This window comes from Actinorugispora endophytica (assembly GCF_004363075.1).
GTDB lineage: Bacteria > Actinomycetota > Actinomycetes > Streptosporangiales > Streptosporangiaceae > Actinorugispora > Actinorugispora endophytica.
This window is the reverse complement of record NZ_SNYN01000008.1, coordinates 93,343-117,863: the sequence shown is the minus strand read 5'-3', so window position 1 is coordinate 117,863 and position 24,521 is coordinate 93,343. Positions and strand designations below refer to the sequence as shown.

General features: G+C 71.9%; 21 protein-coding genes and 2 pseudogenes. 14 read left to right on the top strand and 9 right to left on the bottom strand.

Features of this window, described 5'->3' with window-relative positions; translation table 11 throughout:
- Positions 1–39 precede the first annotated feature (39 nt).
- From EV190_RS12850 to EV190_RS12820, 7 genes are all read left to right on the top strand, one after another.
- The gene (locus EV190_RS12850) at positions 40–2,535 is read left to right on the top strand and encodes a DNA translocase FtsK (protein WP_133741771.1); all 2,496 of its coding nucleotides are present in this window, start codon (positions 40–42) and stop codon (positions 2,533–2,535) included.
- Between the two features lie 106 nt (positions 2,536–2,641).
- A complete protein-coding gene (locus EV190_RS12845; protein WP_133741770.1) occupies positions 2,642–3,622 on the top strand; it encodes a RodZ domain-containing protein in 981 nt (326 codons plus the stop codon).
- Positions 3,623–3,784: 162 nt separating this feature from the next.
- Positions 3,785–5,239, top strand: coding sequence for a 30S ribosomal protein S12 methylthiotransferase RimO (rimO, locus tag EV190_RS12840; protein ID WP_133741769.1), 1,455 nt, complete (start codon positions 3,785–3,787; stop codon positions 5,237–5,239).
- Positions 5,236–5,850, top strand: a complete 615-nt coding sequence (gene pgsA, locus EV190_RS12835) for a CDP-diacylglycerol--glycerol-3-phosphate 3-phosphatidyltransferase (protein ID WP_133741768.1) — start codon at positions 5,236–5,238, stop codon at positions 5,848–5,850. Before rimO ends, pgsA begins: the two co-directional genes overlap by 4 nt.
- Positions 5,847–6,347, top strand: a complete 501-nt coding sequence (locus EV190_RS12830) for a CinA family protein (RefSeq protein ID WP_133741767.1) — start codon at positions 5,847–5,849, stop codon at positions 6,345–6,347. Before pgsA ends, EV190_RS12830 begins: the two co-directional genes overlap by 4 nt.
- A gap of 157 nt (positions 6,348–6,504) precedes the next feature.
- A complete protein-coding gene (locus EV190_RS12825; protein ID WP_133741766.1) occupies positions 6,505–6,861 on the top strand; it encodes a helix-turn-helix domain-containing protein in 357 nt (118 codons plus the stop codon).
- A gap of 151 nt (positions 6,862–7,012) precedes the next feature.
- A complete protein-coding gene (locus EV190_RS12820) occupies positions 7,013–7,480 on the top strand; it encodes a Dps family protein (RefSeq protein WP_133741765.1) in 468 nt (155 codons plus the stop codon).
- Positions 7,481–7,528: 48 nt separating this feature from the next.
- Here EV190_RS12820 and EV190_RS12815 read toward each other — a convergent pair whose 3' ends face one another.
- From EV190_RS12815 to EV190_RS12795, 5 genes are all read right to left on the bottom strand, one after another.
- Entirely contained in the window at positions 7,529–7,981 is a 453-nt protein-coding gene (locus EV190_RS12815) for an RrF2 family transcriptional regulator (protein WP_133741764.1), read from the bottom strand.
- Positions 7,982–8,126: 145 nt separating this feature from the next.
- A complete protein-coding gene (locus EV190_RS12810) occupies positions 8,127–9,584 on the bottom strand; it encodes a glycoside hydrolase family 3 protein (protein WP_133741763.1) in 1,458 nt (485 codons plus the stop codon).
- Between the two features lie 111 nt (positions 9,585–9,695).
- Positions 9,696–10,616, bottom strand: a complete 921-nt coding sequence (locus tag EV190_RS12805) for a carbohydrate ABC transporter permease (RefSeq protein WP_133741762.1) — start codon at positions 10,614–10,616, stop codon at positions 9,696–9,698.
- Complete coding sequence (locus tag EV190_RS12800; protein WP_133741761.1) at positions 10,613–11,641, bottom strand: carbohydrate ABC transporter permease; 1,029 nt, start codon at positions 11,639–11,641, stop codon at positions 10,613–10,615. Before EV190_RS12800 ends, EV190_RS12805 begins: the two co-directional genes overlap by 4 nt.
- A 102-nt stretch (positions 11,642–11,743) precedes the next feature.
- Positions 11,744–13,036 carry an extracellular solute-binding protein gene (locus EV190_RS12795; RefSeq protein ID WP_133741760.1) on the bottom strand — a complete coding sequence of 431 codons (1,293 nt, stop codon included), beginning with the start codon at positions 13,034–13,036 and terminating at the stop codon, positions 11,744–11,746.
- A 270-nt stretch (positions 13,037–13,306) separates the two neighbouring features.
- Between EV190_RS12795 and EV190_RS12790 the strand changes: the two genes are divergently transcribed.
- Positions 13,307–14,524 carry an ROK family transcriptional regulator gene (locus tag EV190_RS12790; RefSeq protein ID WP_133741759.1) on the top strand — a complete coding sequence of 406 codons (1,218 nt, stop codon included), beginning with the start codon at positions 13,307–13,309 and terminating at the stop codon, positions 14,522–14,524.
- Positions 14,525–14,571: 47 nt separating this feature from the next.
- Here the strand turns inward: EV190_RS12790 and EV190_RS12785 are convergent, their stop codons facing one another.
- Positions 14,572–15,057: a GNAT family N-acetyltransferase gene (locus EV190_RS12785; protein WP_133741758.1), complete on the bottom strand. Its 486-nt coding sequence runs from the start codon at positions 15,055–15,057 to the stop codon at positions 14,572–14,574.
- A 66-nt stretch (positions 15,058–15,123) separates the two neighbouring features.
- Here EV190_RS12785 and EV190_RS12780 point away from each other — a divergent pair, with 66 nt between their 5' ends.
- From EV190_RS12780 to rny, 6 genes and pseudogenes are all read left to right on the top strand, one after another.
- Positions 15,124–15,318 (top strand): DUF3046 domain-containing protein, encoded by a 195-nt coding sequence (locus EV190_RS12780; protein WP_133741757.1) that lies wholly within the window; start codon positions 15,124–15,126, stop codon positions 15,316–15,318.
- A 258-nt stretch (positions 15,319–15,576) separates the two neighbouring features.
- Positions 15,577–16,425 (top strand): annotated as a pseudogene (recA, locus tag EV190_RS24430) (recombinase RecA); the annotation flags it as partial.
- Positions 16,426–17,040 (top strand): annotated as a pseudogene (locus EV190_RS24565) (LAGLIDADG endonuclease); the annotation flags it as partial.
- Positions 17,041–17,211: 171 nt separating this feature from the next.
- Positions 17,212–17,850, top strand: a complete 639-nt coding sequence (locus EV190_RS24320) for a hypothetical protein (RefSeq protein ID WP_279536617.1) — start codon at positions 17,212–17,214, stop codon at positions 17,848–17,850.
- Positions 17,843–18,412 (top strand): recombination regulator RecX, encoded by a 570-nt coding sequence (gene recX, locus EV190_RS12770; protein WP_133741756.1) that lies wholly within the window; start codon positions 17,843–17,845, stop codon positions 18,410–18,412. Before EV190_RS24320 ends, recX begins: the two co-directional genes overlap by 8 nt.
- Positions 18,413–18,617: 205 nt before the next feature.
- On the top strand, positions 18,618–20,159 hold the full coding sequence (gene rny, locus EV190_RS12765; protein ID WP_133741755.1) for a ribonuclease Y: 1,542 nt from the start codon (positions 18,618–18,620) through the stop codon (positions 20,157–20,159).
- A gap of 448 nt (positions 20,160–20,607) precedes the next feature.
- Here rny and EV190_RS12760 read toward each other — a convergent pair whose 3' ends face one another.
- The 3 genes from EV190_RS12760 to EV190_RS12750 all read right to left on the bottom strand — a co-directional run bounded on the left by EV190_RS12760 (position 20,608) and on the right by EV190_RS12750 (position 24,472).
- Positions 20,608–22,596 (bottom strand): S9 family peptidase, encoded by a 1,989-nt coding sequence (locus EV190_RS12760; protein WP_133741754.1) that lies wholly within the window; start codon positions 22,594–22,596, stop codon positions 20,608–20,610.
- A gap of 194 nt (positions 22,597–22,790) precedes the next feature.
- Positions 22,791–23,801, bottom strand: coding sequence for an amino acid ABC transporter permease (locus EV190_RS12755; RefSeq protein WP_133741753.1), 1,011 nt, complete (start codon positions 23,799–23,801; stop codon positions 22,791–22,793).
- Complete coding sequence (locus EV190_RS12750) at positions 23,798–24,472, bottom strand: amino acid ABC transporter permease (RefSeq protein WP_133741752.1); 675 nt, start codon at positions 24,470–24,472, stop codon at positions 23,798–23,800. The genes EV190_RS12755 and EV190_RS12750 overlap by 4 nt, the downstream gene beginning before the upstream one ends.
- Between the last annotated feature and the right edge of the window lie 49 nt (positions 24,473–24,521).

Sequence of the window (24,521 nt, the reverse complement as noted above, 5' to 3'; positions counted from 1 at the left end):
TGCCTGAATCCGGCGGGCCTTCCTTAGTAGGCTGCGCCCATGGCCACCCGTGCGCCCAAGACCTCCCAGCGTTCCAGTGGCGGATCGGGAAGAAAGGCCCCGGCCCGCCGCCCCTCGACCACGGTTCCCCGGTCCAGGCAGCCCGCCAAGCGGGCCCCGGCCAGGCGGCCGGAGACCTCCGAGGGGCCCATCGCGCTGCTGTTCACCCTGTTCGGACGGTTCCTGCTGATGATCTGGCGGCTGCTCGCGCACACGGTGGGCGGCCTGGCCCGCGCCACCGGCCGGAGCGCCCGAGGTCTCGACCCGGACCTGCGCAGGGACGGCGCGGGGATGATCCTGCTCGCCGCGGGGCTCCTGATCGCCGCGGCCGTGTGGTGGGACGCCGAGAGCCCGCTGCTGGACGCCACCCGCATGGTGATCGCCGGCGGCGTGGGCACCTTCGCGCCGGTGGTCCCGCTGGTCTGCCTGCCGTTCGCGTGGCGGCTCATGCGCACCCCCGGCACCGGCCGAACCGACGGGGGCCGCCTGGCCATCGGCTCCGCGGCGCTGCTGATCGGCCTGCTGGGCCTCATCCACATCGGGCACGGCGTCCCCTGGCCCTCCGAGGGGCAGGAGGCGGTACGCCGCGCGGGCGGGCTCCTGGGGTTCGCGGCCTCGGGCCCGCTCAGCCTGCTCATCACGCCATGGCTGACCGGCGCGCTCCTGTTCATGCTGGTGCTGTTCGGCCTCCTCGTCGTCACGGCGACGCCGGTCCACCGGATCCCCGAACGGCTCGGCCGGCTCCTCGGCGGGATCGCGGTCCGCGACGACGACACCTCCGCGGGGACGGACGTCCTCGACGGAGGGGAGGAGGCCGCTCCCCGGCGCAGGCGCAGAACGGGGGCGAGGAAGAACACCGCCGAGTTCGAGACCCACGCCGGGGACCACGAGCGCCCCTTCGACACCCCCGTGGTGGCCGCCGGCAGGGCGAGGACGAGGCCCGAAACCGTGCCCGCCCCCCTCACGGCCCCCGACCCCACGCCCGCGCCGAGCGGCGTCGAGCAGCTGTCCATCCCGTCGCGGGTGGTGGACGGCGACTACGGGCTGCCGTCCCCGCGCCTGCTCAAGCCGGGGACCCCGCCCAAGCCCCGCACCAGGGCCAACGACGCCGTGGTGGAGGCGCTCACCGGCGTCATGGAGCAGTTCAACGTGGACGCCGAGATCACCGGGTTCACCCGGGGCCCGACGGTCACCCGCTACGAGATCGAACTGGGCCCGGCGGTGAAGGTCGAGAAGGTCACCGCCCTGACCAAGAACATCTCGCTCTCCGTCAAGAGCGCCGACGTGCGGATCCTGTCGCCGATCCCGGGCAAGTCCGCGATCGGGGTGGAGATCCCCAACACCGACAAGGACCTGGTCAGCCTCGGCGACGTCATGAGCTCCACCGCCGCGACATCCGACGACCACCCGATGCTGGTGGGCCTGGGCAAGGACGTCGAGGGCGCCGACGTGGTGGCCAACCTGGCCAAGATGCCGCACGTGCTGGTCGCGGGCGCGACCGGCGCGGGCAAGTCGACCTGTATCAACGGGCTCATCACCTCGATCATGATGCGCGCCACCCCCGACGAGGTCCGGCTCATCCTGGTCGACCCCAAGCGGGTCGAGCTGACCATGTACGAGGGCATCCCGCACCTCATCACGCCGATCATCACCAGCCCGAAGAAGGCCGCCGACGCGCTCCAGTGGGTCGTCGGCGAGATGGACCGGCGCTACGACGACCTCGCGGCGTCGGGCTACCGGCACGTCGACGACTTCAACGCCGCTGTCCGGTCGGGGGAGCTCACCGCGCCGCCGGGCAGCGAGCGCACCTACGAGCCGTACCCGTACCTGCTGGTCATCGTGGACGAGCTCGCCGACCTCATGATGGTCGCCCCGCGCGACGTCGAGGAGGCGATCGTGCGCATCACCCAGCTGGCCCGCGCGGCGGGCATCCACCTGGTGCTGGCCACCCAGCGTCCCAGCGTCGACGTGGTCACCGGCCTGATCAAGGCGAACGTGCCCTCCCGGCTGGCCTTCGCCACCTCCAGCCTCTCGGACAGCCGGGTCATCCTGGACCAGCCGGGCGCGGAGAAGCTGGTCGGCAAGGGCGACGCGCTGTTCCTGCCGATGGGCTCGTCCAAGCCCATCCGGCTCCAGAACGCCTGGGTCTCGGAGAAGGAGATCCGGGCGATCGTCGAGCACTGCAAGAAGCAGGCCCAGCCGACCTACCGCGAGGACGTGGGGGTCGGGGAGGCCAGGAAGAAGGAGGTCGACGAGGAGGTCGGCGACGACCTCGACCTGCTCCTCCAGGCGATCGAGCTGGTGGTCACCACCCAGTTCGGGTCGACCTCGATGCTGCAGCGCAAGCTCCGGGTCGGCTTCGCGAAGGCGGGGCGGCTGATGGACCTGATGGAGAGCCGCGACATCGTCGGCCCCAGCGAGGGCTCCAAGGCGCGGGACGTCCTGGTGACGCCCGAGGGGCTGCCGGAGGTGCTGGCCGCGCTGCGGGGGGACTGACCCCGTTTCCCGCTGCGGGGAGCCGTCAGGGGGGCGCGCTGCCCCGTGGCCGGCTGACTGTTTTTTGACCTCCCGAGTGGGCGTGCCTGCCCTTTCGGCCGCCCCGATGGCGACACATTGGGTAGTGGGCGGACAACGTCATGTGTCGGCGATGGGAGCGGGTATGACGACGATCGGTCAGGCCCTCGCGAGTGCCCGGGAAGAGGCGGGTTGCTCGGTTCAGCGGCTTCACGAGACCACTCGCATCAGTGGGACGGTCATCCGGGCGATGGAGCGCGATGACTTCGCCGCGTGCGGGGGGGACTTCTACGCGAGGGGGCACCTTCGGACGATATGCCGGACGCTGGGCGTCGACGCCGGTCCGCTGCTGGCCCGTTTCGACGCCGAGTACGCCGAGGCCCCGGCGCAGCCCAGGAGCCTCGCCGAGGTGAGCGCGGAGGGGGGCGCGGCCCCCGCGCGGGCTCCGGGGGCCGTGGCCGGGTTCGAGGCCGACCCCGGCGACGAGGACGCGACCGGCGACGAGGCCGAGACCGGGGAGAGGAACGAGGGCGAAGACCCGGGGGAGCCCGAGGGGGAGGCGGCCACGCCCCCGGGCGGTTGGCTGCGCTGGGCGGTCGCCGCGGTCGCCATCGCGATCGCGGCGGCGGTGCTGGTCTGGGCGAACCTGGGGGAGCCCGAGGAGGAGGCCGCCCAGGTGTCGGTGCGCAGCGCGGGCGACCCCGCGCCCCCCGACGAGCCCAGGCCCGTCCAGGACTGGGAGGCCGAGCAGCGCCGGGCCGAACTCCAGGCCGCCGAGGCGGAACGGCGGGCCGCGGAGGCGGAGGGGGACGGCGAGGTGACGCTCCACGTCGAGGTCCGGGAGAGCACCTGGGCCAGCGTGTACGACGGGGACGGCGACGCCCTCTTCGCCGGGATCCTCGACGAGGGCGAGAGCCGCGACTGGACCGCGCCCGGGCGGCTGCGGCTGCACCTGGGCGACGCGGGCAGCGTCCGGCTGCGGGTCAACGGCGAGGACCTCGGCGTTCCCGGCGACTCCGGCGAGGTGGCCCGACTCACCTTCGACGCGCGGGATCCGGGGCGGGGATGAGGGGCGGGTGGGGGCCGGGGCCGAAGCGCACCTGGGAAGACCTACCCTTAAGGGGTCGTGTGGACGGTTTGGCGGCCACCGGCGCCGGAGTGCCGGCGCGGGTGCCCGACGCCGGCCCGCGCGGCCCCGCCGTGCCCACGCCCTCCCGTAACCTTGGAAGCCATGTCATCGCGCCGTACTGTTTCGCTCGTCACCCTGGGGTGCGCGCGCAACGAGGTTGACTCCGAAGAACTCGCCGGACGCCTGGCCGCCGGCGGCTGGAACCTGGTCGACCCCGAGGAGGGGGAGGCCGCCGACGTCGTCGTCGTCAACACCTGCGGCTTCATCGAAGCCGCCAAGCAGGACTCCATCGACGCGCTGCTGTCCGCGGCCGAGGACGGGACGAAGGTCGTCGCCGCCGGCTGCATGGCCGAGCGGTACGGTTCGGAGCTCGCCGAGGCCATGCCCGAGGCCCAGGTCATCAGCTTCGACGACTACGCCGACATCGGGGAGCGCCTCGACGACGTCGTCCAGGGCCGGCCGCTCGTGCCGCACACCCCGCGCGACCGCCGCACCCTGCTGCCGATCTCCCCGGTCGAGCGCGCCGCGGGACCCGGCGTGCACGTGCCCGGCCACGCGTCCTTCGGCGCCGACGCCCTCACCCCGCTGCCCGACGGCGTCGCCCCGGCCTCGGGGCCGGTCGTTCCGCGCCTGCGGCTCACCGGCGGCCCGGTGGCCAACCTCAAGATCGCCTCGGGCTGCGACCGGCGCTGCACCTTCTGCGCGATCCCGGCCTTCCGCGGCGCCTACATCTCCCGCGACCCCGACGACGTCGTGCGCGAGGCCGAGTGGCTGGCGGGAGAGGGCGTCCGCGAACTCTTCCTGGTCAGCGAGAACTCCACCTCCTACGGCAAGGACCTGGGCGACCTGCGGGCCCTGGAACGGCTGCTGCCCCGCCTGGCGGAGGTCCCCGGCATCGAACGGGTCCGGGTCAGCTACCTCCAGCCCGCCGAGGTGCGCCCCGGCCTGATCGAGGTGCTCACCCGCACCCCCAAGGTCGTGCCCTACTTCGACCTGTCCTTCCAGCACGCCAGCGGGACGCTGCTGCGCCGGATGCGCCGTTTCGGGGACCGCGAGCGCTTCCTGGAGCTGCTGGGGACGGTCCGCGAGACCGTGCCGGAGGCGGGGGCCCGCTCCAACTTCATCGTCGGTTTCCCCGGCGAGACCGAGGAGGAGTTCGCCGAGCTGGTCGCCTTCCTGGAGGAGGCGCGCCTGGACGCCATCGGAGTCTTCGGCTACTCCGACGAGGACGGCACCGAGGCGGTCGGGCACGACGGCAAACTCCCCGAGGAGGTCGTCAACGCCCGCGTCGAGCGGCTCAACCAGCTCGCGGAGGAGCTGATGGCCCAGCGCGCCGAGGAGCGCGTCGGCTCGACGGTGGACGTGCTCATCGAGGCCGAACTGGGGGAGGGCGCCTACGAGGGGCGCGCCGCGCACCAGGCCCCCGAGGTGGACGGCAGCACGATCGTGCACGCCGACACCGAACTCCGGGTGGGCGACATCGTCCGGGCGACCGTCATGGCGGCCATGGGCGTCGATCTCGTCGCCGAGCACGAGGAAGACGCGGGCACGACGTGAGCACCCCGGACCCCGCGGCCCAGGCCGGCCCCGTGCCGGTGCTGAACATCGCGAACATCCTGACGGTGAGCAGGCTCGTCATGGTGCCGTTCTTCGTCGTCTGCATGTTCCAGGACGGCCTGTGGTGGCGCCTGGCCGCCTTCTCGGTCTTCGTGATCGCCGCGATCACCGACCGCATCGACGGAGAGCTCGCCCGCCGCCGCAACCTGGTCACCGACTTCGGCAAGATCGCCGACCCCATCGCGGACAAGGCGCTCACCGGCGCCGCGCTCGTGGTGCTGTCGATGCTCGGCGACCTGTGGTGGTGGGTGACCGTCGTCATCCTGGTCCGCGAGTGGGGCATCACCGCGCTGCGCTTCGCGGTGATCAGGTACGGGGTCATCCCGGCCAGCCGCGGCGGCAAACTCAAGACGGTCCTCCAGATCGTCGCGATCAGCGTCTACCTGTTCCCCCTTCCCGACCTGCTGTTCTTCCAGGTCGTCGCGCACACCGTCATGGCGGTGGCGGTGGCGGTCACGCTGTGGACCGGCGCGGACTACGTCGTCCAGGCCCTGAGACTGCGCGGGAGGTCCCGCGCCGGGCTGCAGCCGGGTACGGAGGAGGACCGGTGACGGGCCCCGCCGCCGCGGAGCTCGCCTCCAGGGCGCACACGCTGCTCCGGGGCCGCGGGGAGACGCTCGCCGTCGCCGAGTCGCTGACCGGCGGCCTGATCGGCGCGACCCTGACCGGTGTGCCCGGGATCTCGGCCGTCTTCAGGGGCGGCGTGATCGCGTACGCCACCCGGGCCAAGGCCGACGTCCTGGGCGTCCCGGCCGCGCTGTTGGCCGAGCACGGGGCGGTGCACCCGGACGTGGCCGTCGCCATGGCCCGGGGCGCGCGCGGGCTGCTGAAGGCCACATTCGGCCTCGCCGTCACCGGCGTCGCCGGGCCCGAACCCCAGGACGGCAGGCCGGTCGGGACCGTCTACACCGCGCTCGCAGGCCCTGACCAGCGCCATCGCGTGCTGGAGCTGCGTCTGGAGGGCGACCGCGCCGCCATCCGGGAGCGGACCGTCGAGAGCGCCCTGTCCCTCCTGCTGGACGGCGTGTCCGAGACCACCGCGAATTAGCGGACCGCATCCTGTTCAAGCGGTCGGTCCCTGGGAACAAACCCTCACCAAGATCGTGTTATCCCTCCAGCGAACAGGAAGCCATGAGGTGCGACGATCGGGCTTCGGCCAGGTACGGTGTTTTTATGAAGGTCGCTACCGGTAGGAGGGAGCGCGAATGATGGTCCTGCTTCGTCACCTGATTGGTGACGTGCTACGGCAGCTCCGGCAGCGGCAGGGCCGCACTCTCCGCGAGGTGTCGGCCGATGCCCGGGTCTCGTTGGGTTACTTGTCGGAGGTCGAGCGAGGACAGAAGGAGGCGTCCTCCGAACTGCTCTCCTCGATCTGCGGGGCACTGGGGGTTCCCCTCTCCCAGGTGCTGCGCGAGGTCTCCGACCAGCTGGCACTCGCCGAGCTCCAGGAGGCGGCGCTCAGCGGATCGGTTCCGGCCGCGTCCGTATCGGGCTCCGACCGACTCGGCATCGACTCGATCCCCGATCGCGTTCCAGAAGTCATCGACATGGTGGGCGTCTGACCCCCGGCCCACACAGCCACGATGCCGTCGGTCGCAATGGCGCGGCCGACGCATTGCTGTTTCCGGGGGTGTCCGCTCCGGGTGTTTTCGGTGGGGCGGGGCCGGGCAGTGGCTCTGGTGCCGTCCACGAGACACAAGGGGATGATCAACGATGGCGAAGATCCACGGGGCACTCGCGGAAGACGCGCGCAAGGTCACCGGCCAGGCGCTGCAGGCCGCGATCGTCGATCTGATCGATCTGTCACTGGTGGCCAAGCAGGCGCACTGGAACGTGGTGGGCCGGACCTTCCGCTCCATCCACCTGCAACTCGACGAGCTCGTCGAGGCCGCGCGCGGCCACACCGACGTCCTCGCCGAACGCGCCGTGGCGATCGGGGTCAACCCGGACGGGCGCTCGGGCAAGGTCGCGCAGGACACCCGGATCTCCCAGCCGGACCCCGGCTACCTCCAGGACGACAAGGTCATCGCGCTGGCCGTCGACGCGCTGAGCGGCGTGGTCGAGCGCTTCCGCGAGCACATCGGCGCCACCGAAGAGGCCGACCCGGTCACCCAGGACCTCCTGATCGCCGCCGCGCAGGACCTCGAACAGCAGCACTGGATGTTCGAGGCGATGCGCTGAGCGCGGGCGGCGCGCGGTTCACCGACGCGGGCCGCGCGCCGCCGCGGGTCAGCTGGTCCAGGCCTCGGGGTTCTCGGCCAGGACGCGGACCGACTCCGGAAGCCTGGCCGTGGACACGTGCTCCAGGGTCACCGTCTCCAGGATGGCCCGCTCGCTGGCGCGCAGGGCGATCCACACCTGCTGGAGACTGCGCGCCGCGCCGTCGTAGTCGACGTGCTCGGGACGCTCACCGCGCACGTTGGCCAGTGGGCCGTCCACCGCGCGGATGATGTCGGCGAGGGAGATCTCCGAGGCCGGGCGGGCGAGCCAGTAGCCGCCCACCGGGCCCCGCTGGCTGCGCACCAGACCGGCGCGGCGCAGCTGGGTGAGGATGTTCTCCAGGAACTTGCCGGGTATGGCCTGGGCGCGCGCGAGTTGCTCGGCCGTGACAGGGCCGCCACTGGCGGCCGCGAGTTCGGCCGCGGCACGCAACGCGTAATCGACTCGTGCGGAAAGGCGCATGCTGCGATTATGCCGTGAATCGGAGAGGGGCCGCGCCGGTGGGGTGGCGGCGCGGCCCCGGTGCGGCGCCCGAGGGCCGCACCGACCACGGGTTCTCCTGTCGGGACGGGGCGGGCGGTCCCGCCGGCAGCGCCGGCCTCCGGCCTCAGCGCGCCGGCGCCGTTTCGGCTGATCCCAGGAGCTCGGCCGCGCTCTGGCCGTTGACGCGCGCCGCGCCGTAGGTGCTGATGTGGGCGCGGCTGTCGGGCCGCCAGACCGGCAGGCCCATCTCGACCACGACGCAGTCGGGACGCGCCCGGCACAGGCGGTCGACCAGGGTCCGGGTCGCGGGGTAGCGGTGCGCGTCGCGGACCACGACCACCAGGTCGTACCCGGCCGCCTCGGCGAGCAGCGCCGCCACGTCGGCCGTCTCGGCCTCCAGTCGCACGGTCCGGGGGAACCAGGGGGAGAGCCCCCACGGGACCTCGCCCACGGCCATCCCCGCCGGAGCGTCCACCTCGACGACGAACGGGGCGCGCAGCGGTCCGAGCTCGCCGACCACCCGCACCGCCCGGCGGGCCCCGTCCAGGCCGATCCCCGCCTCGCCCGGCCCCGGGCGGGCGGAGTGCCCGGCGACCCACGCGCGCGCCGCGTCCGTGCGGGCGGCGGCCTCCTCCAACCGCTCGGCGCCGAGCCGCCCCGTCCGAACGGCCGCCACGATCGCCTCGCGCACCGCGGCGACCTGGTCCGCGTAGGCGAACCGGCCCAGGCACAGCAGGTCGCAGCCCGAGGCCAGCGCGCGCACGGACGCCTCGGGGACCCCGATGTCCCCGCTCACCCCCCGCATGTCCAGGGCGTCGGAGATGATCATGCCGTCGAAGCCCAGCCCGTCGCGGAGCAGGCCGGTCACGATCTCGGGCGCCAGCGTGGCCGGTCCGCGCACGCCGAGGCCGGGAAGCTCGATGTGCGCGGTCAGGACGCTGCGCACCCCCGCGTCGATGGCGGCCCGGAAGGGCAGCAGTTCGCGCTCCGCCAGCAGGTCCGGGTCGGCGTCGATGACGGGGAGCACCTCGTGCGAGTCCTGGCGGGTGGCGCCGTGGCCGGGGAAGTGCTTGGCGCACGCGGCGACCCCGCCCTCCTGCAGGCCGGTGACGGCGGCCGCGGCGTGCCGGGCGACCAGTCCGGCGTCCGCGCCGAAGGAGCGGGTGCCGATCACCGGGTTGTCCGCGGCGGTGTTGACGTCCACCGACGGGGCGAGGTCCAGGTTGAAGCCCAGAGCGTGCAGTTCGGCGGCCAGGGAGCGGTGCACCGACCGGGTCAGCGCGGGGTCGTCGATCGCGCCGAGCGCCGCGTTGCCCGGATACTCGCTGCCGGCGCGCTGCCCGATCCGGGTGACGTCGCCGCCCTCCTCGTCCAGGGAGACCAGCGGGGTGTCCGAGGCCTCGCGGATCCTCGCGTTGACCGAGGTGATCTGTTCGGCGTCCTCGATGTTGTTGTGGAAGACGCAGACGCCGGCGAAGCCGTCGGCCAGGCCGTCCAGCAGCCAGCGGGGCGGGGTGTACGCCTCGAAGGGCACCAGCAGGGTGGCGTTGGCGAGACGTTCCAGGCTCCGGTCAGCGGGCATCACGGACTCCGTTCCAGGCCCTCGACGGGCGAGATAGGGGCGGGCGGGGCGCGGCGGAGGCGCCGCGCCCCGGGGGCGGCGCGCGGCGCCGTCAGGGGCGGTGGCGGACCATCAGCCCTTGACCGCGCCCATGGTGAGACCCGACACCATGCGGCGCTGCACGAACAGGAAGAAGATCATCACCGGCACGGTCAGCAGGCTGGAGGCGGCCATGATCGAACCCCAGTCGGTGCCGTAGCGGCCGAAGTAGTAGGAGAGCGTCAGCGGAAGGGTGTACGTCTCGCTGCTGCGGCCCAGGAAGGTGAGCGCGATGATGAACTCGTTCCAGGCCGTGATGAAGGCGAAGATGCTCGCGGCGACCAGGCCGGGGGCGACCAGCGGCATCAGGATGCGCCAGAAGACCGTCCAGTGGCCCGCGCCGTCGATCGCGGCGGCCTCCTCCAGCTCCTTGGGGACCGCGGCCACGAAGCCGCGCAGCATCATGATGGTGATCGGCAGCGACACCGCGCTGTAGGCGAGGACCAGGCCGGTCAGCGTCCCCAGCAGCTCGACGCCGGTGCCCTCCTGGATCTGCCGGAAGTTGATGAAGATCGAGATGATCAGCGCCTCGACCGGCACCATCTGGACCACCATGAGCGTCACGATCAGCGTGGTGCGCAGCCTGAACCTGAAGCGCGCCACCGCGATGGCGGCCAGCAGCGCCAGGACCGCGCCGACCGCCACCGAGCCGAGGGTGACGGTGAGGCTGTTCACCAGGAACTGCCAGAAGTCCACACCGGGGATCACGTTGCCGTTGACCACCTGGTCGAAGTTGTCCAGCGTGGGGTTCCGCGGCAGGAGCGTCGGCTCCCGGGCGAACAGCTCGCCGCCGGGTTTGAAGGCGGTCGCGATCATCCAGTACACGGGGAAGACCGAGAAGGCGAAGACCGCGAGACCGGCGGCGTAGAGCCCGGTCCGGCCCGCGATCCGGCGGGCGCGCAGCAGCGGGTCGGTCCGGCGGGCGGCGGGCCGGGTGGCCGTGGTGGCGCTCATCGGGTCTCCCCCTGACGGATCATGACGCGCAGGTAGTACACGGTGATGCCGAGGACGAGGACCGTCATGACCACCGCGATGGCCGAGCCGAGGCCGAAGTTGGCCGGGCTGGCGTTGAAGCCCTGCTGGTAGACGTAGTACGAGAGCAGGTACGCGTCCGGGTTGGCGAAACTGCTGCCGGTCAGGATGTACAGCTGGGTGAACACCCGCAGGTCCCAGATGATCTGCAGGACGACGATCAGGGCGAACAGCGGCCTGAGTATCGGGACGGTGACGGCCCAGAAGGAGCGCCACGCGCTCGCGCCGTCCATCCGGGCGGCCTCGTAGAGCTCGTACGGGATGCTCTTGAGCCCGGCCAGCACGGTCATGGCCACGAACGGGAAGCCCTGCCAGACGACCACCAGGACCAGCAGCGTGAACAGCGGGCCCTCGTCCAGGAACCAGTTGTACCGGAGCCAGCCCGAGCCCACCAGCAGGTCCGGGAGCGCGTCCAGGACGTGGTTGGCGAAGCCGCGCTCCGGGAAGAAGAGCCAGCGGAAGACCAGCGAGGCGCTGATCGCCGGGGTGGCCCAGGCCAGCATCGTGCCGACGGCCACGAACGTGGAGAAGGCCTTGGGCAGCCTGTTGAGCAGCAGGCCGACCAGGGTGCCCAGGACGATGGTGCACACGACCATGGTCACGCAGACCAGGACGGTCTTGCCCAGCACCGACCAGAAGTACGGGTCGGTGAGCAGGGTGCGGTAGTGCGCGAAGTCGTTCCACTCCGGGTCGGGGCCGGCGGGCATCAGGTGCCGGATGGTGTAGGAGTGCAGCGAGTTCCACACCATCTGCAGCATCGGCCACAGCAGCACGACGCCGAGCACGACGACGGCGGGGGCGATCAGGGCGTAGGGCGGGAGACTCCGCGTGATCCTGCGGGTGAGCGGAACGGGCGCGGGACGGACGCCGCGTCCCCCCGGTTTCGGGTGCCGATCGGGACCGGGCGGTGGTTCGGCCGTCCTGGCCGCCTCTGTGGTGTGTGCCATGGCTCGGAGTTTCTCGATCGGGGGACACGGGACCGGTGGCCGACGGGAGGGGCCGTCGGCCACCGGCGGGGAGGGCGGCGCGGTCGGGTGCGACCGGCCCGCCTACTCGACGGGCGTGTTCAGGATCTCGGTGAGCTGGTCGTTGTACCCGGCCAGGATCTCCTCGGCGTCTCCGCCCTGGGCGATCTCGAGGACGGCCTTGGGCAGGATCTTCTGCTCCTGGTCGGCGGAGTTCCAGTTCGGGGTGGCCGGGAAGAACTGGGTGTTCGTCATCTGCTCCGCGCCGGCCGCCTTCAGCGGGTCGGAGGTGTACTTGTCCTGCTCCAGGAGCTCGGGGTAGGCCGGGAAGAAGCCCGCGGTCTCGGCGAACCGGTCGCCCCACTCCTTGCCGGCGAGCAGTTGGAGCAGCTCGGCGGCGGCCTCGGGGTTCTCGGTGGTGCTCCACACCGACAGGTTGGAACCGCCGGCGAAGGCCGGGGCCATGCCGTCGGCGCCGGGCAGCACGGTCGTCTCGATCTGGTCGAGGACGGCCGGGTCCTCGGCGACGCCCTCCCAGGCCCCGCGGGCCCAGCTGCCGTCGATGTACATGCCGAGGTTGCCGTTGGCCATGTCGTTGAGGCAGCCGTCGTTCTCGTTCGCGCCCAGGGCCGCGGACGGGGAGACGTCGCCGTCCGCGCTCAGGTCCGCGTAGAACTCGATGGCCTCCCGGGTGGCCGGGTCGGTCAGCCGGCCCTCCCAGGCGGAGCCGTCGTGCACCGCGATCTCGCCGCCGTTGCTCCAGATGAAGCTGGCGATGCCGTTGGTGAAGTCGGTCGGCGCGCAGAAGCCGGGGACGTCGTGCTCCTCGTTGATCCTCTCGGCGGCGTCGCGGAGGGATTCCCAGTCGGTGGGGGGCTCGATGTCGAGGTCGCCCAGCCAGTCGGCGCGGTAGTACAGGGTGCGCACGCCCGAGTACCACGGCACGCCGTAGACGGAACCCTCGTAGGAGGCGAACTCCAGCGCGTTCTGGTCCAGGTCCGCGGCCTCGTCCCAGGCGTCGACGGTCTCGGTGATGTCCACCAGCGCGCCCTGGGAGGCCCAGTTGGAGCTCTGGTCGTTGCCGATCTCGATGACGTCGGGGCTGTCGCCGCCGGCCAGCGCGTTGGTCAGCGTGGTCTGCACGTCGGGCCAGGGGATGAACTCGACGTTGAGGGCGCTCCCGGGGTGGGCCTCCTGCCAGGCGGCCTCCGCCTCGCCGAAGTACTCGACGATGTGCGGCTGGGAGTCGCCCATGATCCAGACGGTCATCTCCTCGGGGGCCCCGCCGTCGGCGCTGCCGTCGTCGGATCCGCCGCCGCAGGCGGAGGCCAGAAGAAGCAGCGAGGATGCCGCTGCGACTTTCGCGAACTTGTTCACTTCGGATCTCCCTTTCACGAATCGCCTCGCCTGCGACGAGCCTTCGAAGACCAGGCCCCCGGGAACATCTCGGTCGGCTGCGAACGCTGTACGGGCTTCGTCGTTGGTGCGGGGTGTGCTGGGATAAGACAGTGGAGTACCGAGTCGGCTCAGCCCTCCGCAACCAGGGCGGCTCCGGCGGGAGGAGTGCGACCCGCGTGACCTCGAGCGGGTTGCCCGCTAAACTAACAAGAAACTTTCCTAATAAATAGATAAGGAGGTGTCACGGTTATGTCTCGACGCCCGGGGACCCCGCGGCTGCTGCGGCAGCTCAACGATCGAGCGGCGCTGGAGCTGCTCCTGTCGTCCGGACCGCTCACCCGCACCCAGCTGGGGGAGGCCACGGGGCTGTCCAAGGTGACCGCCTCCCAGCTGCTCTCCAGGCTGGAGGAGCGGGAGCTGGTGCACGTGATCGGGGCGCGGGCGGGCGGCAGGGGGCCCAACGCCGCGCTGTACGCCGTGGTGCCCTCCAGTGCCTACGTCGCCGCCCTGGACGTGGGGCCCAACGAGGTCACCGCCGCCATCGCGGACGTGACGGGGCGGATCGTCACCGAGGTCGCCATCGACCCCAGCGGCTCGGACGAGCCGGTGGAGCTCGTGCACACCGCCGTCATGCGGCTCGTGGAGAACGCGGGGGTCCCGCTCGACCGCCTCACCGCCTGCGTCATCGGCACGCCCGGCGTGGTGGACCCGCGCACCGGGGACGTCCGCTTCTCCTTCGACCTGTCCTCCTGGCACGAGGGGGTCCTGGAGGCGCTGCGCACCGACCTCAAGCGCTCGGTGGCCATCGAGAACGACGTCAACCTGGCCGCGCTGGCCGAGCACACCGAGGGCGTCGCCGCGGGCGTCCCCGACTTCGTCCTGATCTGGATCAACGGCTCCGGCGGCGTCGGCATGTCGATCATGCTGGGCGACCGCATCCACCGCGGCCGCTCCGGCGGCGCGGGCGAGATCGGCTACCTCCCGGTCCCCGGCGCCCCGCTCCCCGACGACGTCGGCCTGCCGGGCGGCTACCAGCCCGCGCGGACCGCCTACGGCCGCCCTTCGCTGGCGCACGGCTTCCAGTCCCTGGTGAAGGCGAAGGAGGTCCAGGCGCTGGCCGCCGCGCACGGCCTGCGGGCCGAGGGCGCCACCGCGGCGGTGCGCGCGGCCGCGGCCGGGGCCGAGGGGGGCGAGGAGTTCCTGGACGAGCTGGCCCGGCGCATCGCCCGGGGCGTCGCCTCGGTCTGCGTGATCCTGGACCCGGGCCTGGTCGTCCTGGGCGGTGACCTCCCGCTGGCGGGCGGCGCCGACCTGGCCCGGCGGGTCGCGGCCGCGGCGGGCCGCATAGGCCCCAACGCCTCCGAGGTCGCCGTCAGCGGGGTCGAGGGAAACCCCGTCCTGCGCGGCGCGGTCCTGGCGGCGCTGAAGCGGGCACGCGAGGAGCTGTTCGCCTCCACGGTCGGCTGACCGCCCCGCCCGGCGGCGACGGGTGCGGTGCGCGGGGCCGCCGTGGCTCAGAGCGCGCGGCGCATCACCAGCCGCGGGGCGACCACGATTCCGGCGTCGGCCTCCGCCCGCCACCGGGCGGCCAGTTCAGGGCCCCACGCGGACTCGGGGAGCTCGGAGAAGCCGCGGCGGGCGTACCAGGGGCCGTTCCAGGGCAGGTCGCGGAAGGTGGTCAGGGTCATGCCCCGGTGCCCGCGCCGCCGGGCGTCGGAGCAGGCCGCCTCCAGCAGCGCGGTCCCGACCCCGCGCCGCCCGTGCCCGGGGTGCACCGCGAGCTGCTCCAGGTGCGCCCCGCCGTCCAGCTCGACCAGCGCGGCCAGCCCCATCGCGGGACGCCCCGCGACCAGGACCGGGGAGCAGCGCGCCAGCACCGGCGCCGGGTCGTCCGGCGGCAGTTCCAGCCCGGCCCCGGCGAACAGGGTGTCGGCGGCCAGGCTCACCTCGACCAGCCGGTCCAGGTCGTCCGGCTCCATCGGTCTCGTCTCGACGTCCATCCCCCCAGTCTGCCGTCGGGGGCGGACGGAGTGAAAGCGGTCGGGACGGGGCCGATACTGGAGGGGATGAGACTCTCCCAGTTCTGGCAGCGGATGAACGAGCAGTTCGGCGAGGCCTACGCCGACAGCCTGGCGCGCGACCACGTGATCGAGGAACTCGGCTCGCGCACGGTCCGCCAGGCCCTCGACGACGGCGTCGCCGCAAAGGAGGTGTGGCGCGCGGTGTGCGAGTCCTTCGGCCTGCCCGCCGCCGCCCGCTGACCGCCCGCGGGGCGCGGTGCCGACACGCCCGGCGCACGCGGAGCGGACGAGAATCGAACAGAGGTTCGGGTAGGGTGGTGGTGTACCCGGGCCTGGAGTGGCCGCCGTGCCACCCGGCGGGCGGCCGAAGCCGCCCAGGTAGGAGGACCGCTCGGCGGTTGTCCACAGGAGGGGCGAACGCGTCGCGAAATGTCACCGGCGCCGCGTAGCGTCATCCTCATCATGAAGAAGAAGGCATCGACCCAACAGGGGTTTCCCGTGGCAGCTGCTGATCGAGACAAAGCTCTTGAAACCGCACTCGCGCAGATCGAGCGCCAGTTCGGCAAGGGCTCCATCATGCGCTTGGGCGATGACGAGCGTCCGCCCATCGAGTCCATCCCCACCGGGGCCATCTCCCTGGACGTGGCCCTGGGCATCGGCGGCATCCCCCGGGGACGGATCGTCGAGATCTACGGTCCGGAGTCCTCCGGCAAGACGACCGTCGCGCTGCACGCCGTGGCCAGCGCGCAGCGGCTGGGCGGCATCGCGGCGTTCGTGGACGCCGAGCACGCGCTCGACCCCTCCTACGCCAAGAAGATCGGCGTGAACACCGACGACCTCCTGCTGTCCCAGCCCGACACGGGCGAGCAGGCGCTGGAGATCGTCGACATGCTGATCCGCTCCGGCGCGGTCTCCATCATCGTCATCGACTCCGTCGCCGCGCTCGTGCCGCGCGCCGAGATCGAGGGCGAGATGGGCGACAGCCACGTGGGTCTGCAGGCCCGCCTGATGTCCCAGGCCCTGCGCAAGATCGCGGGCGCCCTGCACCAGACGAACACCACTGCCATCTTCATCAACCAGCTCCGCGAGAAGGTCGGGGTGATGTTCGGGTGCATGAACTACAGCACCCGGGTAACGCTCGCCGACGGATCCCAGGAGAAGATCGGCAAGATCGTCGACCAGAAGATGGACGTCGAGGTCCTCTCCTACGACCCCGAGACGGACCAGGTCGTCCCCCGCAGGGTCGTGAACTGGTTCGACAACGGCAACGCCGAGTACTTCCTGCAGTTCACCGTGGGTAAGTCGGGGAAGAACGGCAAGGCGCAGTTCGCCGCCACGCCCAACCACCTGGTCCGCACGCCGGGCGGATGGCGTGAGGCGGGCGAGCTCATCACCGGGGATCGGGTCCTGGCCAACGAGACGCACTACCTGAGCGACCAACAGCGCCAGGTCGTCTATGGCTCCGTTATGGGAGACGGCAACCTCTCGCCCGACCGCCGAGGCCGCACCGGCGTGCGATTCCGAATGGGGCACGGAGTCACGCAGGAGGAGTACCTCGACTGGAAGGTCTCGCTGCTGTCCAACATCGGACATTCTCGGACCGCCAACGCCAAGCAGGCGGTGTTCGCCGACTTCACCCCGCTGCCCGAGCTCGAAGAGCTGCGTAAGGTCGTGTACTTCGGTGATGGCAAGAAGCACTTCACCTGGGAGTTCCTGAAGGAACTGACCCCACTCGCGCTGGCCGTGTGGTACATGGACGACGGGTGCTTCACCCCGGGTTCCAAGGGTGTCCAGGCCCGCACGGAGGGCGGCAGCGGCCGGATCGAAATCTGCGTCGAGGCGATGAGTCCGGGTTCCAGGGTTCGGTTGGCCGATTACCTGCGCGACACCCACGGGCTCAGCGTCAAGCTGGCCGAGCGCGGTACCGAGAAGAAGAGCTTCATCGTGTTCAACACGGAGGCCTCGGCCAAGTTCATGGAGATCGTCGCTCCCTACGTGCACGAGTCCATGGACTACAAGCTGCTGCCACGGTTCCGCGGCCGCTGCGAGGTCGAGCCTCAGTTCGCCGAGCCCGTCGAGAGGCTGGTCCCCGCTCCGATCCTCGACGTGCGTGTCAAGCCGCAGACCCGCAGCATGCGCAAGTTCGACATCGAGGTCGAAGGAAACCACAATTACTTCGTCGACGGGGTAATGGTGCACAACAGCCCCGAGACCACCTCGGGCGGGCGGGCGCTGAAGTTCTACGCGTCGGTGCGACTGGACGTGCGCCGGATCGAGACGCTGAAGGACGGTACCGACGCGGTCGGCAACCGGACCCGGGTCAAGGTCGTCAAGAACAAGACCGCGCCGCCGTTCAAGCAGGCGGAGTTCGACATCCTCTACGGTGTCGGGGTCTCCCGCGAGGGCGGTCTGATCGACCTCGGCGTCGAGAACGGGATCGTGCGCAAGTCCGGGGCCTGGTACACCTACGAGGGCACCCAGCTCGGCCAGGGCAAGGAGAACGCGCGGAACTTCCTGCGCGAGAACGTCGACATGGCCAACGAGATCGAGAAGCGGATCAAGGACAAGCTGGGCATCCCCACCGGTGGGGACGACAGCGCGACCAGCGAGCCCGCCAAGGCCGCCAAGGAGCCGGCCGCGGCTCCGGCCACCGCGAAGCGGACGCCGCGCGGCAAGGCCGCGGCGGAGCCCAAGGCCGTGGCGGAGCCCAAGCCGGTGGCGGAGCCCAAGCCGGTGGTGGAGTCCAAGCCGGTCACCGCCACCGATGCCTGATCGGGAGACCGACCACCACACGGAGTACGAGGAGCCTCCGGTCGCCGGTACGCGGCCGGAGGCGGACCCCGAGGCCAAGGCCCGCGAGATCTGCCTGCGACTGCTCACCTTCGCCCCGCGCACCCGGGCCCAGCTCGCCGACGCGCTGCGCAAACGCGATATCCCCGACGAAGCGGCCGAGGCGGTCCTCAGCCGGTACAGCGAGGTCGGCATCATCGACGACGCCGCCTTCGCCGGGGCGTGGGTGGAGTCCCGGCACGCCGGCCGGGGACTGGCCCGGCGCGCCCTGGCCTCCGAGCTGCGCCGGCGCGGGGTCGACGAGGAGACGGTGCGCGGAGCGGTGGACGAGCTCAGCCCCGAACAGGAGGAGGCCACCGCGCGCTCCCTGATCCGCCGGAAGCTCGCCGGGACCCGGGGCAGGAGCGCGGAGGTGCGCACCCGCAGGCTCATGGGCATGCTCGCCCGCAAGGGCTACCCGGCGGGGCTCGCCTACCGGCTGATCCGCGCGGAGCTGGAGGCCGAGGGGCTCGACGCCGGCCTCGACGAGCCCGGCCCCGGGTGAGGTGACCGGCGCGGCCGCCGGCGGAGCCCTGGTTGCCCGAGAGGCCCCGCGCACCCTAACCTCACGGCAGAGGGCGAGTTAGCTCGCTTGCGCGACGGGTAGCCATAACCCGACGGACGACACGTGTGCGACCACGTGGTGGAGCCGTCCCGTGTGAAGTGCGGGGAGCGGCCGAGTCCGGACAGGGCACGGTGGGGGGTAGTCCATGGACGGCGTGACCGGCCTGCTGGTCGCGGTGTTCCTCGTGGCGCTGGCCGTGCTCCTCACCGGCGGGTTCCTGCTGGCCAGGTCGGCGCGCGCGGTGAGGGCCCGCGCGACCGTGCTCGTGGAGGAGGCCCGGCAGCAGGCCGACCGCATCCGGGTCGAGGCCGAGCAGGCCGCCGAGCGCAGGACCGCGGCCGCCGTGGCCGAGCAGGCCGAGGTCGAGGCGCGGCTGGACGGGCGTCGCGCGGATCTGGAACGCCGGGAGCGGCGTGTGGGCGAGCGGGAGCAGCGCCTCGACGAGGACGCCCGCCGACTTGCCGAGGCCCGCCGCCGGGACGAGGAGCGCGCCGCGGGCCTGGACGTGCGCGAGGCCGAACTCGCCGGACTCGACCGGGAGCGGCTCGCCGTCCTCGAGGCCGCCGCGGCGCTGAGCGCGGAGGACGCCAGAGCGGCGCTGGTGGCGGAGGTGGAGAACCAGGCCAAGCGCGAGGCCGCGCTGATCGCGCGGGACATCGAGAAGGACGCGCGGAAGAACGGCGAGGCGCGGGCCCGGAAGATCATCACGCTGGCCATCCAGCGGTTGGCGAGCGAGCAGACGAGCGAGTCGGTCGTCTCGGTCGTCCATCTGCCCGGCGACGACATGAAAGGCCGGATCATCGGTCGTGAGGGCCGCAACATCCGCGCCTTCGAGATGGTCACGGGGGTCAACCTGATCATCGACGACACCCCCGAGGCGGTGCTGCTGTCGTGCTTCGACCCGGTCCGCAGAGAGGTCGCCCGCCTCACCCTGGAGAAGCTCGTCCTGGACGGGCGGATTCATCCGCACCGGATCGAGGAGGTCTACGAGACCAGCCGTGTGGAGGTGGACCAGCTCTGCGTGCGCGCGGGTGAGGACGCCCTCGTCGAGGTCGGCCTCACCGACATGCACCCCGAGCTGGTCACTCTGCTCGGTCAGCTGCGCTACCGCACCTCCTACGGCCAGAACGTGCTGGCGCACCTGGTGGAGTGCGCGCACCTGGCCGGGATGATGGCCGCGGAGCTGGGGATGGACGCGCGGTTGATGAAGCGCTGCGCGCTGCTGCACGACATCGGCAAGGCGCTGACGCACGAGGTCGAGGGCAGCCACGCGATGATCGGCGCGGAGATCGCCCGCCGCTACGGCGAGAACGAGGACGTCGTGCACGCCATCGAGGCGCACCACAACGAGGTGGAGGTGCGCACGGTCGAGGCGGTGCTGACCCAGGCCGCCGACGCGATCAGCGGGAGCCGCCCGGGGGCGCGCCGGGAGTCGCTGGAGTCCTATGTGGAGCGGTTGCAGCGGATGGAGGAGATCGCCCGCGCCAACGAGGGCGTGGAGAAGGTCTTCGCGATGCAGGCGGGGCGGGAGATCCGGGTGATGGTCAGACCCGAGGCGGTGGACGACGTGCAGGCGCAGGTGATCGCGCGCGACATCGCCAAGCGAGTCGAGGAGGAGCTCACCTACCCGGGGCAGATCCGGGTCACGGTGATCCGCGAGTCCAGGGCCACCGAGACCGCGCGCTGACGGGACCCTCCTCCGGCGCGAGGGTGAATTCGGGCACCGGTGCTTCGGGGGCCTTTTCGACCTCACGCCACGCGGATCGCGAGGTCACGGCGGGCGGCGACGGCGGGTGGGGCCGGGGCCGTGCCCATGATGTCCGTTGCGTGAGGGTTCCGTTGACGGCCTTGGGCTTTCTGCCCGTTTCGGGGCCGGGAAGGGCGGAAAGCCCATGATCATTCCGGGTGGGGTGGGACCGGCCCTCGAATGTCCGGTGATCTTGCTGTTTTCCCCACGGAATCCTTGGTTTCAGGGGGAAACAGCAAGATCATCAACGGAAACCACGCGAAACGGACGCCGTGGGCACGGTCTCGACCCGCACCCGCACCCGCCGTGGCCTCGTGGTCCGCGTGGCGTGAGGTCGAAAAGGCCCCCCAAGCACCGGCACGCGAACCACCCTCGCGCCGGGGGTCCCCTAGTACGAGTGCCGCAGTTCGCCGGTCAGTTCGACGGGGGGAACGCCGGGCGGGGTGAAGCCGAAGAACACCTTGCAGTAGAAGGCGAGTTCGGTCTCCAGAGCGGTGGTGACGGCGGCGGCCCCGCGGAAGCCGTGGCTCTCGCCGGGGAACTCCACGTGGGCGTGCGGGACCCCCCGCTCGCGCAGCACCGCGACGAGCTTCCTGGCCTGCGCGGGGGGCACCACAGGGTCGTCCGCGCCCTGCAGGAGCAGGACGGGGACGTCGATCTCGGCGGCCCGGTGGACGGGGGAGCGCTCCCGGTAGGTCGAGGCGTAGCCCGGCAGCGGCCCGACGAGGGTGTCGAGGTAGCGCGACTCGAAGTCGTGCGTCTCCTCGGCGAGGCGCAGCAGGTCGGTGACGCCGTAGTAGGAGGCGCCGCACGCGAAGGTGTCCCCGGTCAGCGCGAGCAGGGTGGTGGTCCCGCCCGCGCTGCCACCGCGGATGGCCAGGCGGGCGGGGTCGGCGACGCCCCGGTCGACCAGGGCCCGCGCCGCCGCGACGGCGTCCTCGACGTCGACCACGCCCCATTGGCCGTCCAGCCGCTCCCGGTAGGAGCGCCCGTAGCCGGTGGAACCGCCGTAGTTGACCTCGACGACGCCGATGCCCCGGCTGGTGAAGTAGGCCTTCTCCAGGTCGAGCGCGCTGCCGGCCGCGGTGGTCGGCCCGCCGTGCGCCCACACCACGTAGGGAGCGGGACCCTCGCCCACGGCGTCGGGGCTGGTCGGGGGGTAGACGAAGGCGTGCACGGTCCCGCCGTACCGGCCCGGCAGGGTCTCCTCGACGGGGACCGGCAGAAGGGCGGTGTCGGGGAGCCGGCCGGGGGAGCGGCGCAGCGTGGTCGTGGCCCCGGTGTCGGGGTCGAGCCGGACGAGGGAGGCGGGCTCGGTGGGGGAGGCCGCGATCCCCACGACGCTGGTGCCGTCGCAGGCCAGGGTCTGCCAGCTGGTCAGAGGGGATTTCAGCGGGACCAGTTCGGCGGTGGCGGGGTCGTAGACCCCGGGCCCGAGGTCGGCGTTGCCGTACAGGACGACCATCCGGCCGTCGTCGAGCACGCGGAACGGGGTGGTGCCGAGCTGCCAGGGGGCAGGGGTGAACTCCGCCTCCTCGGGGAACAGGGCCATCGCCGGGCCGCGTGTCCCGATCTCGTACAGGTTCCACCAGCCGGCCCAGTCGGACACGAAGTACAGCGTCCGGGAGTCGCGCCAGAGCGGCGCCAGCACCGACTCCTTCGGTCCGCCCCTGAGGGTGTAGGGGGCGGTCACCGGGCCGGACCCGTCGAGGTCGCCCACGCGCAGCTCGGTGCCGACCCAGGGCATGCGCGGGTGGTTCCAGGAGATCCACGCCAGCTTCGTGCCGTCGGGCGAGGGGACCGGGGAGGCGAAGAAGTCCGAGCCGGTGACCAGCTCGCGCACCGCGGAGGGGTCTTCGGCGGCCCGGCCCGACAGCGGGACGGACACGATCGCGCGGACCGGGGAGCCGCCCTCGTGGCTCTCCCGCACGCAGACGACGTGCTTCTGGTCGGGGGACAGGACGGGGTCGGCGTACCGCAGTGCCGCCGGGGAGGCGGGTTCGGGGGTGAGGGGGCGGGGCTCGCGCGCGCCCTTCTCCAGCAGGTGCAGACGCTGGTCGGTGAGGTCGGAGAAGACGATCCCCCACCGGGTCAGCGCCTTGTCGTCGCGGCGCGGCACCGGTAGGAAGGCGCGCCCGCCGTACTCGTGCACCCGGGTGCGGGCGTTCCACGGGGGCGGCAGCAGGTCGGTGACCGTTCCGTCGGCCGCGCGGTGCATCACCGTGTTACGGCCGTCCTCATCGGGGCGGGACTCCTCCCACCAGATCTCGTCTCCGACGACGGAGGGGAAGCCCAGGCGGCTCGTCCCGCGGGCGATGTCGGCGGCGGCGACGGGTGAGGGCCAGCTGCCGTAGGGAAGGGTCACGCGTTCGGTCATGGATGCGGTCCCGGGTCGTTGGATGACGAGTGGAGGACGGGTGGGCCGCCGACCCGAGGGTCCCCCGGTTCGCGCCCAGGACCGACCTTAGCCGTCGGGGCCCGCCGGGTGGAGAAGACGGAGCCCCGCCCCCGAGGAGTACTCGGGGGCGGGGCTCCGTCGGCCGCGGGCCCCGGAACGGTCCGGGGCGGGGCCTAGTGTCCGCCCGGTTCGTCGGGCCGCTTCCCGGTGTCGGCGGCGCCGACCGGTTCGACGTCGGAGGGCTCCACGCCCACCGCGCCGACGTGGGGCGTCGCCCTGCCGCGCCGGGAGTTGCGCCGTTCCAGCCAGATGGCCAGGCGGCTCAGCGAGATGTTGATGACGACGTAGATGACCGCGCAGATGATCGCCGCGGGGATCACGTTGCCGTACCGGGTGCCGATCAGCGTGAAGCTGCGCAGCAGCTCGGGGAAGGCGATGATGTAGCCGAGCGCGGAGTCCTTGAGCAGCACCACCAGCTGGGCCACGATCGCGGGCATCATCGAGGTGACGGCCTGCGGGATCAGGATCAGCCGCATCACCTTGCCCTTGTTCATGCCGATCGAGTACGCCGCCTCGGACTGGCCCTTGGGCACGGCGTTGATCCCGGCGCGGAACACCTCGGCCAGCACCGAGCCGTTGTACAGGGTCAGCCCGGTCACGACCGCGGTCAGCGCGGTGACCTGGAAGGTGCCCGGTGTCAGGGGCGGCATTCCGAAGGCCTGCAGCAACTGGTTCACGGCGATCGGCAGCGCCATGGTGAAGAAGATGAGCATCAGCAGCGGGATGCCGCGGAAGAACTCCACCACCGCTCCGGACACCGTCCGGATCCCCCGGTTGTCCGAGAGCCGCCCGATGCCGAACACCAGGCCGAACACGATCGCCAGCACGGAGGCCAGCAGCGCGGCGGTCAGCGTGTTCTGCAGACCCGGGATGACGTAGTCCGTCCAGGTGGCCGGGTCCAGGAAGGGCGCCCACTTGTCGGCGGCCCACTGCCCCTCGGGGTTGACGGCCCACGCCCGGGCGCTGAGCAGCGGGGGCGCGCCCTCGCCGAAGGTCCGGTTGAAGCCCAGGTACACCACCGCCAGCGCGGCGGCGAAGGCCAGCACCGTGAACACGGTGTACACCGCGTAGCGGGCCCGGGCCCTGGGGCCCGGAACGTCGAACAGGACGTTCTGCGCGCTCATCGGGCCACCGCCACTCGCTTGCTCAGCCAGCCGAAGAAGTACCCCAGTGGCAGGGTCAGGATGAGGAAGCCGATCGCGAAGCCGACGAAGGTCGGCAGGACCGGCGCGATGCCCTGGTCGAACATCAGTTTCATCTCTCGTGAGGCCTCCTGCACGCCGAGTCCGGCGACGGAGGCCACGGTCGTGTTCTTGAGGAGCGCGATGAGCACGCTGCCCAGCGGGCCCACGACGGTGCGCAGGGCCTGCGGGATGACGATCAGGCGCAGGTTCTGGGTGAAGGTCAGGCCGAGCGAGCGGGCCGCCTCGACCTGGCCGAGCGGGATGGTGTTGATGCCCGACCGCAGGGACTCGGACACGAAGCAGGAGGTGTACGCGGACAGGCCGACCACGGCCCACCAGAACACGTCCCAGGCCACGCTGCCGGCCAGGCTCAGACCCAGCGCGCTGTTGAGACCCAGGCCGCAGAAGAGCAGGACCAGGGTGAGCGGGGTGTTGCGGATCGTCTCCACGTACGCGGTGGACACACCGCGCAGCAGCGGAACCGGGGAGACCCGCATCGCGGTCAGGAGGATGCCCAGGAGGAACGAGAACAGGGCACTGAAGAGGGTGAGCCGGACGGTCCAGGAGAAACCGTCGACGACCTTGTCGATATTGCTGAGGAAGGCTTCCATGGATCCCAGCCGGTCATGTGCCCGGCCGGCGGGGGCGGACCCCTGCCGG

What these genes read in the sequence shown, in the direction of transcription:
- EV190_RS12820 (WP_133741765.1), top strand. Translation starts at nt 7,013, where the DNA reads ATGGCGAAGATCCACGGGGCACTCGCGGAAGACGCGCGCAAGGTCACC.
- EV190_RS12805 (WP_133741762.1), bottom strand. Translation starts at nt 10,616, where the DNA reads ATGAGCGCCACCACGGCCACCCGGCCCGCCGCCCGCCGGACCGACCCG.
- EV190_RS12780 (WP_133741757.1), top strand. Translation starts at nt 15,124, where the DNA reads ATGAGACTCTCCCAGTTCTGGCAGCGGATGAACGAGCAGTTCGGCGAG.
- EV190_RS12800 (WP_133741761.1), bottom strand. Translation starts at nt 11,641, where the DNA reads ATGGCACACACCACAGAGGCGGCCAGGACGGCCGAACCACCGCCCGGT.
- EV190_RS12755 (WP_133741753.1), bottom strand. Translation starts at nt 23,801, where the DNA reads ATGAGCGCGCAGAACGTCCTGTTCGACGTTCCGGGCCCCAGGGCCCGG.
- recX (WP_133741756.1), top strand. Translation starts at nt 17,843, where the DNA reads ATGCCTGATCGGGAGACCGACCACCACACGGAGTACGAGGAGCCTCCG.
- rny (WP_133741755.1), top strand. Translation starts at nt 18,618, where the DNA reads ATGGACGGCGTGACCGGCCTGCTGGTCGCGGTGTTCCTCGTGGCGCTG.
- EV190_RS12790 (WP_133741759.1), top strand. Translation starts at nt 13,307, where the DNA reads ATGTCTCGACGCCCGGGGACCCCGCGGCTGCTGCGGCAGCTCAACGAT.
- EV190_RS12850 (WP_133741771.1), top strand. Translation starts at nt 40, where the DNA reads ATGGCCACCCGTGCGCCCAAGACCTCCCAGCGTTCCAGTGGCGGATCG.
- EV190_RS12815 (WP_133741764.1), bottom strand. Translation starts at nt 7,981, where the DNA reads ATGCGCCTTTCCGCACGAGTCGATTACGCGTTGCGTGCCGCGGCCGAA.
- EV190_RS12760 (WP_133741754.1), bottom strand. Translation starts at nt 22,596, where the DNA reads ATGACCGAACGCGTGACCCTTCCCTACGGCAGCTGGCCCTCACCCGTC.
- EV190_RS24320 (WP_279536617.1), top strand. Translation starts at nt 17,212, where the DNA reads ATGCGCAAGTTCGACATCGAGGTCGAAGGAAACCACAATTACTTCGTC.
- rimO (WP_133741769.1), top strand. Translation starts at nt 3,785, where the DNA reads ATGTCATCGCGCCGTACTGTTTCGCTCGTCACCCTGGGGTGCGCGCGC.
- EV190_RS12785 (WP_133741758.1), bottom strand. Translation starts at nt 15,057, where the DNA reads ATGGACGTCGAGACGAGACCGATGGAGCCGGACGACCTGGACCGGCTG.
- EV190_RS12750 (WP_133741752.1), bottom strand. Translation starts at nt 24,472, where the DNA reads ATGGAAGCCTTCCTCAGCAATATCGACAAGGTCGTCGACGGTTTCTCC.
- EV190_RS12810 (WP_133741763.1), bottom strand. Translation starts at nt 9,584, where the DNA reads ATGCCCGCTGACCGGAGCCTGGAACGTCTCGCCAACGCCACCCTGCTG.
- EV190_RS12845 (WP_133741770.1), top strand. Translation starts at nt 2,642, where the DNA reads ATGGCGACACATTGGGTAGTGGGCGGACAACGTCATGTGTCGGCGATG.
- EV190_RS12825 (WP_133741766.1), top strand. Translation starts at nt 6,505, where the DNA reads ATGATGGTCCTGCTTCGTCACCTGATTGGTGACGTGCTACGGCAGCTC.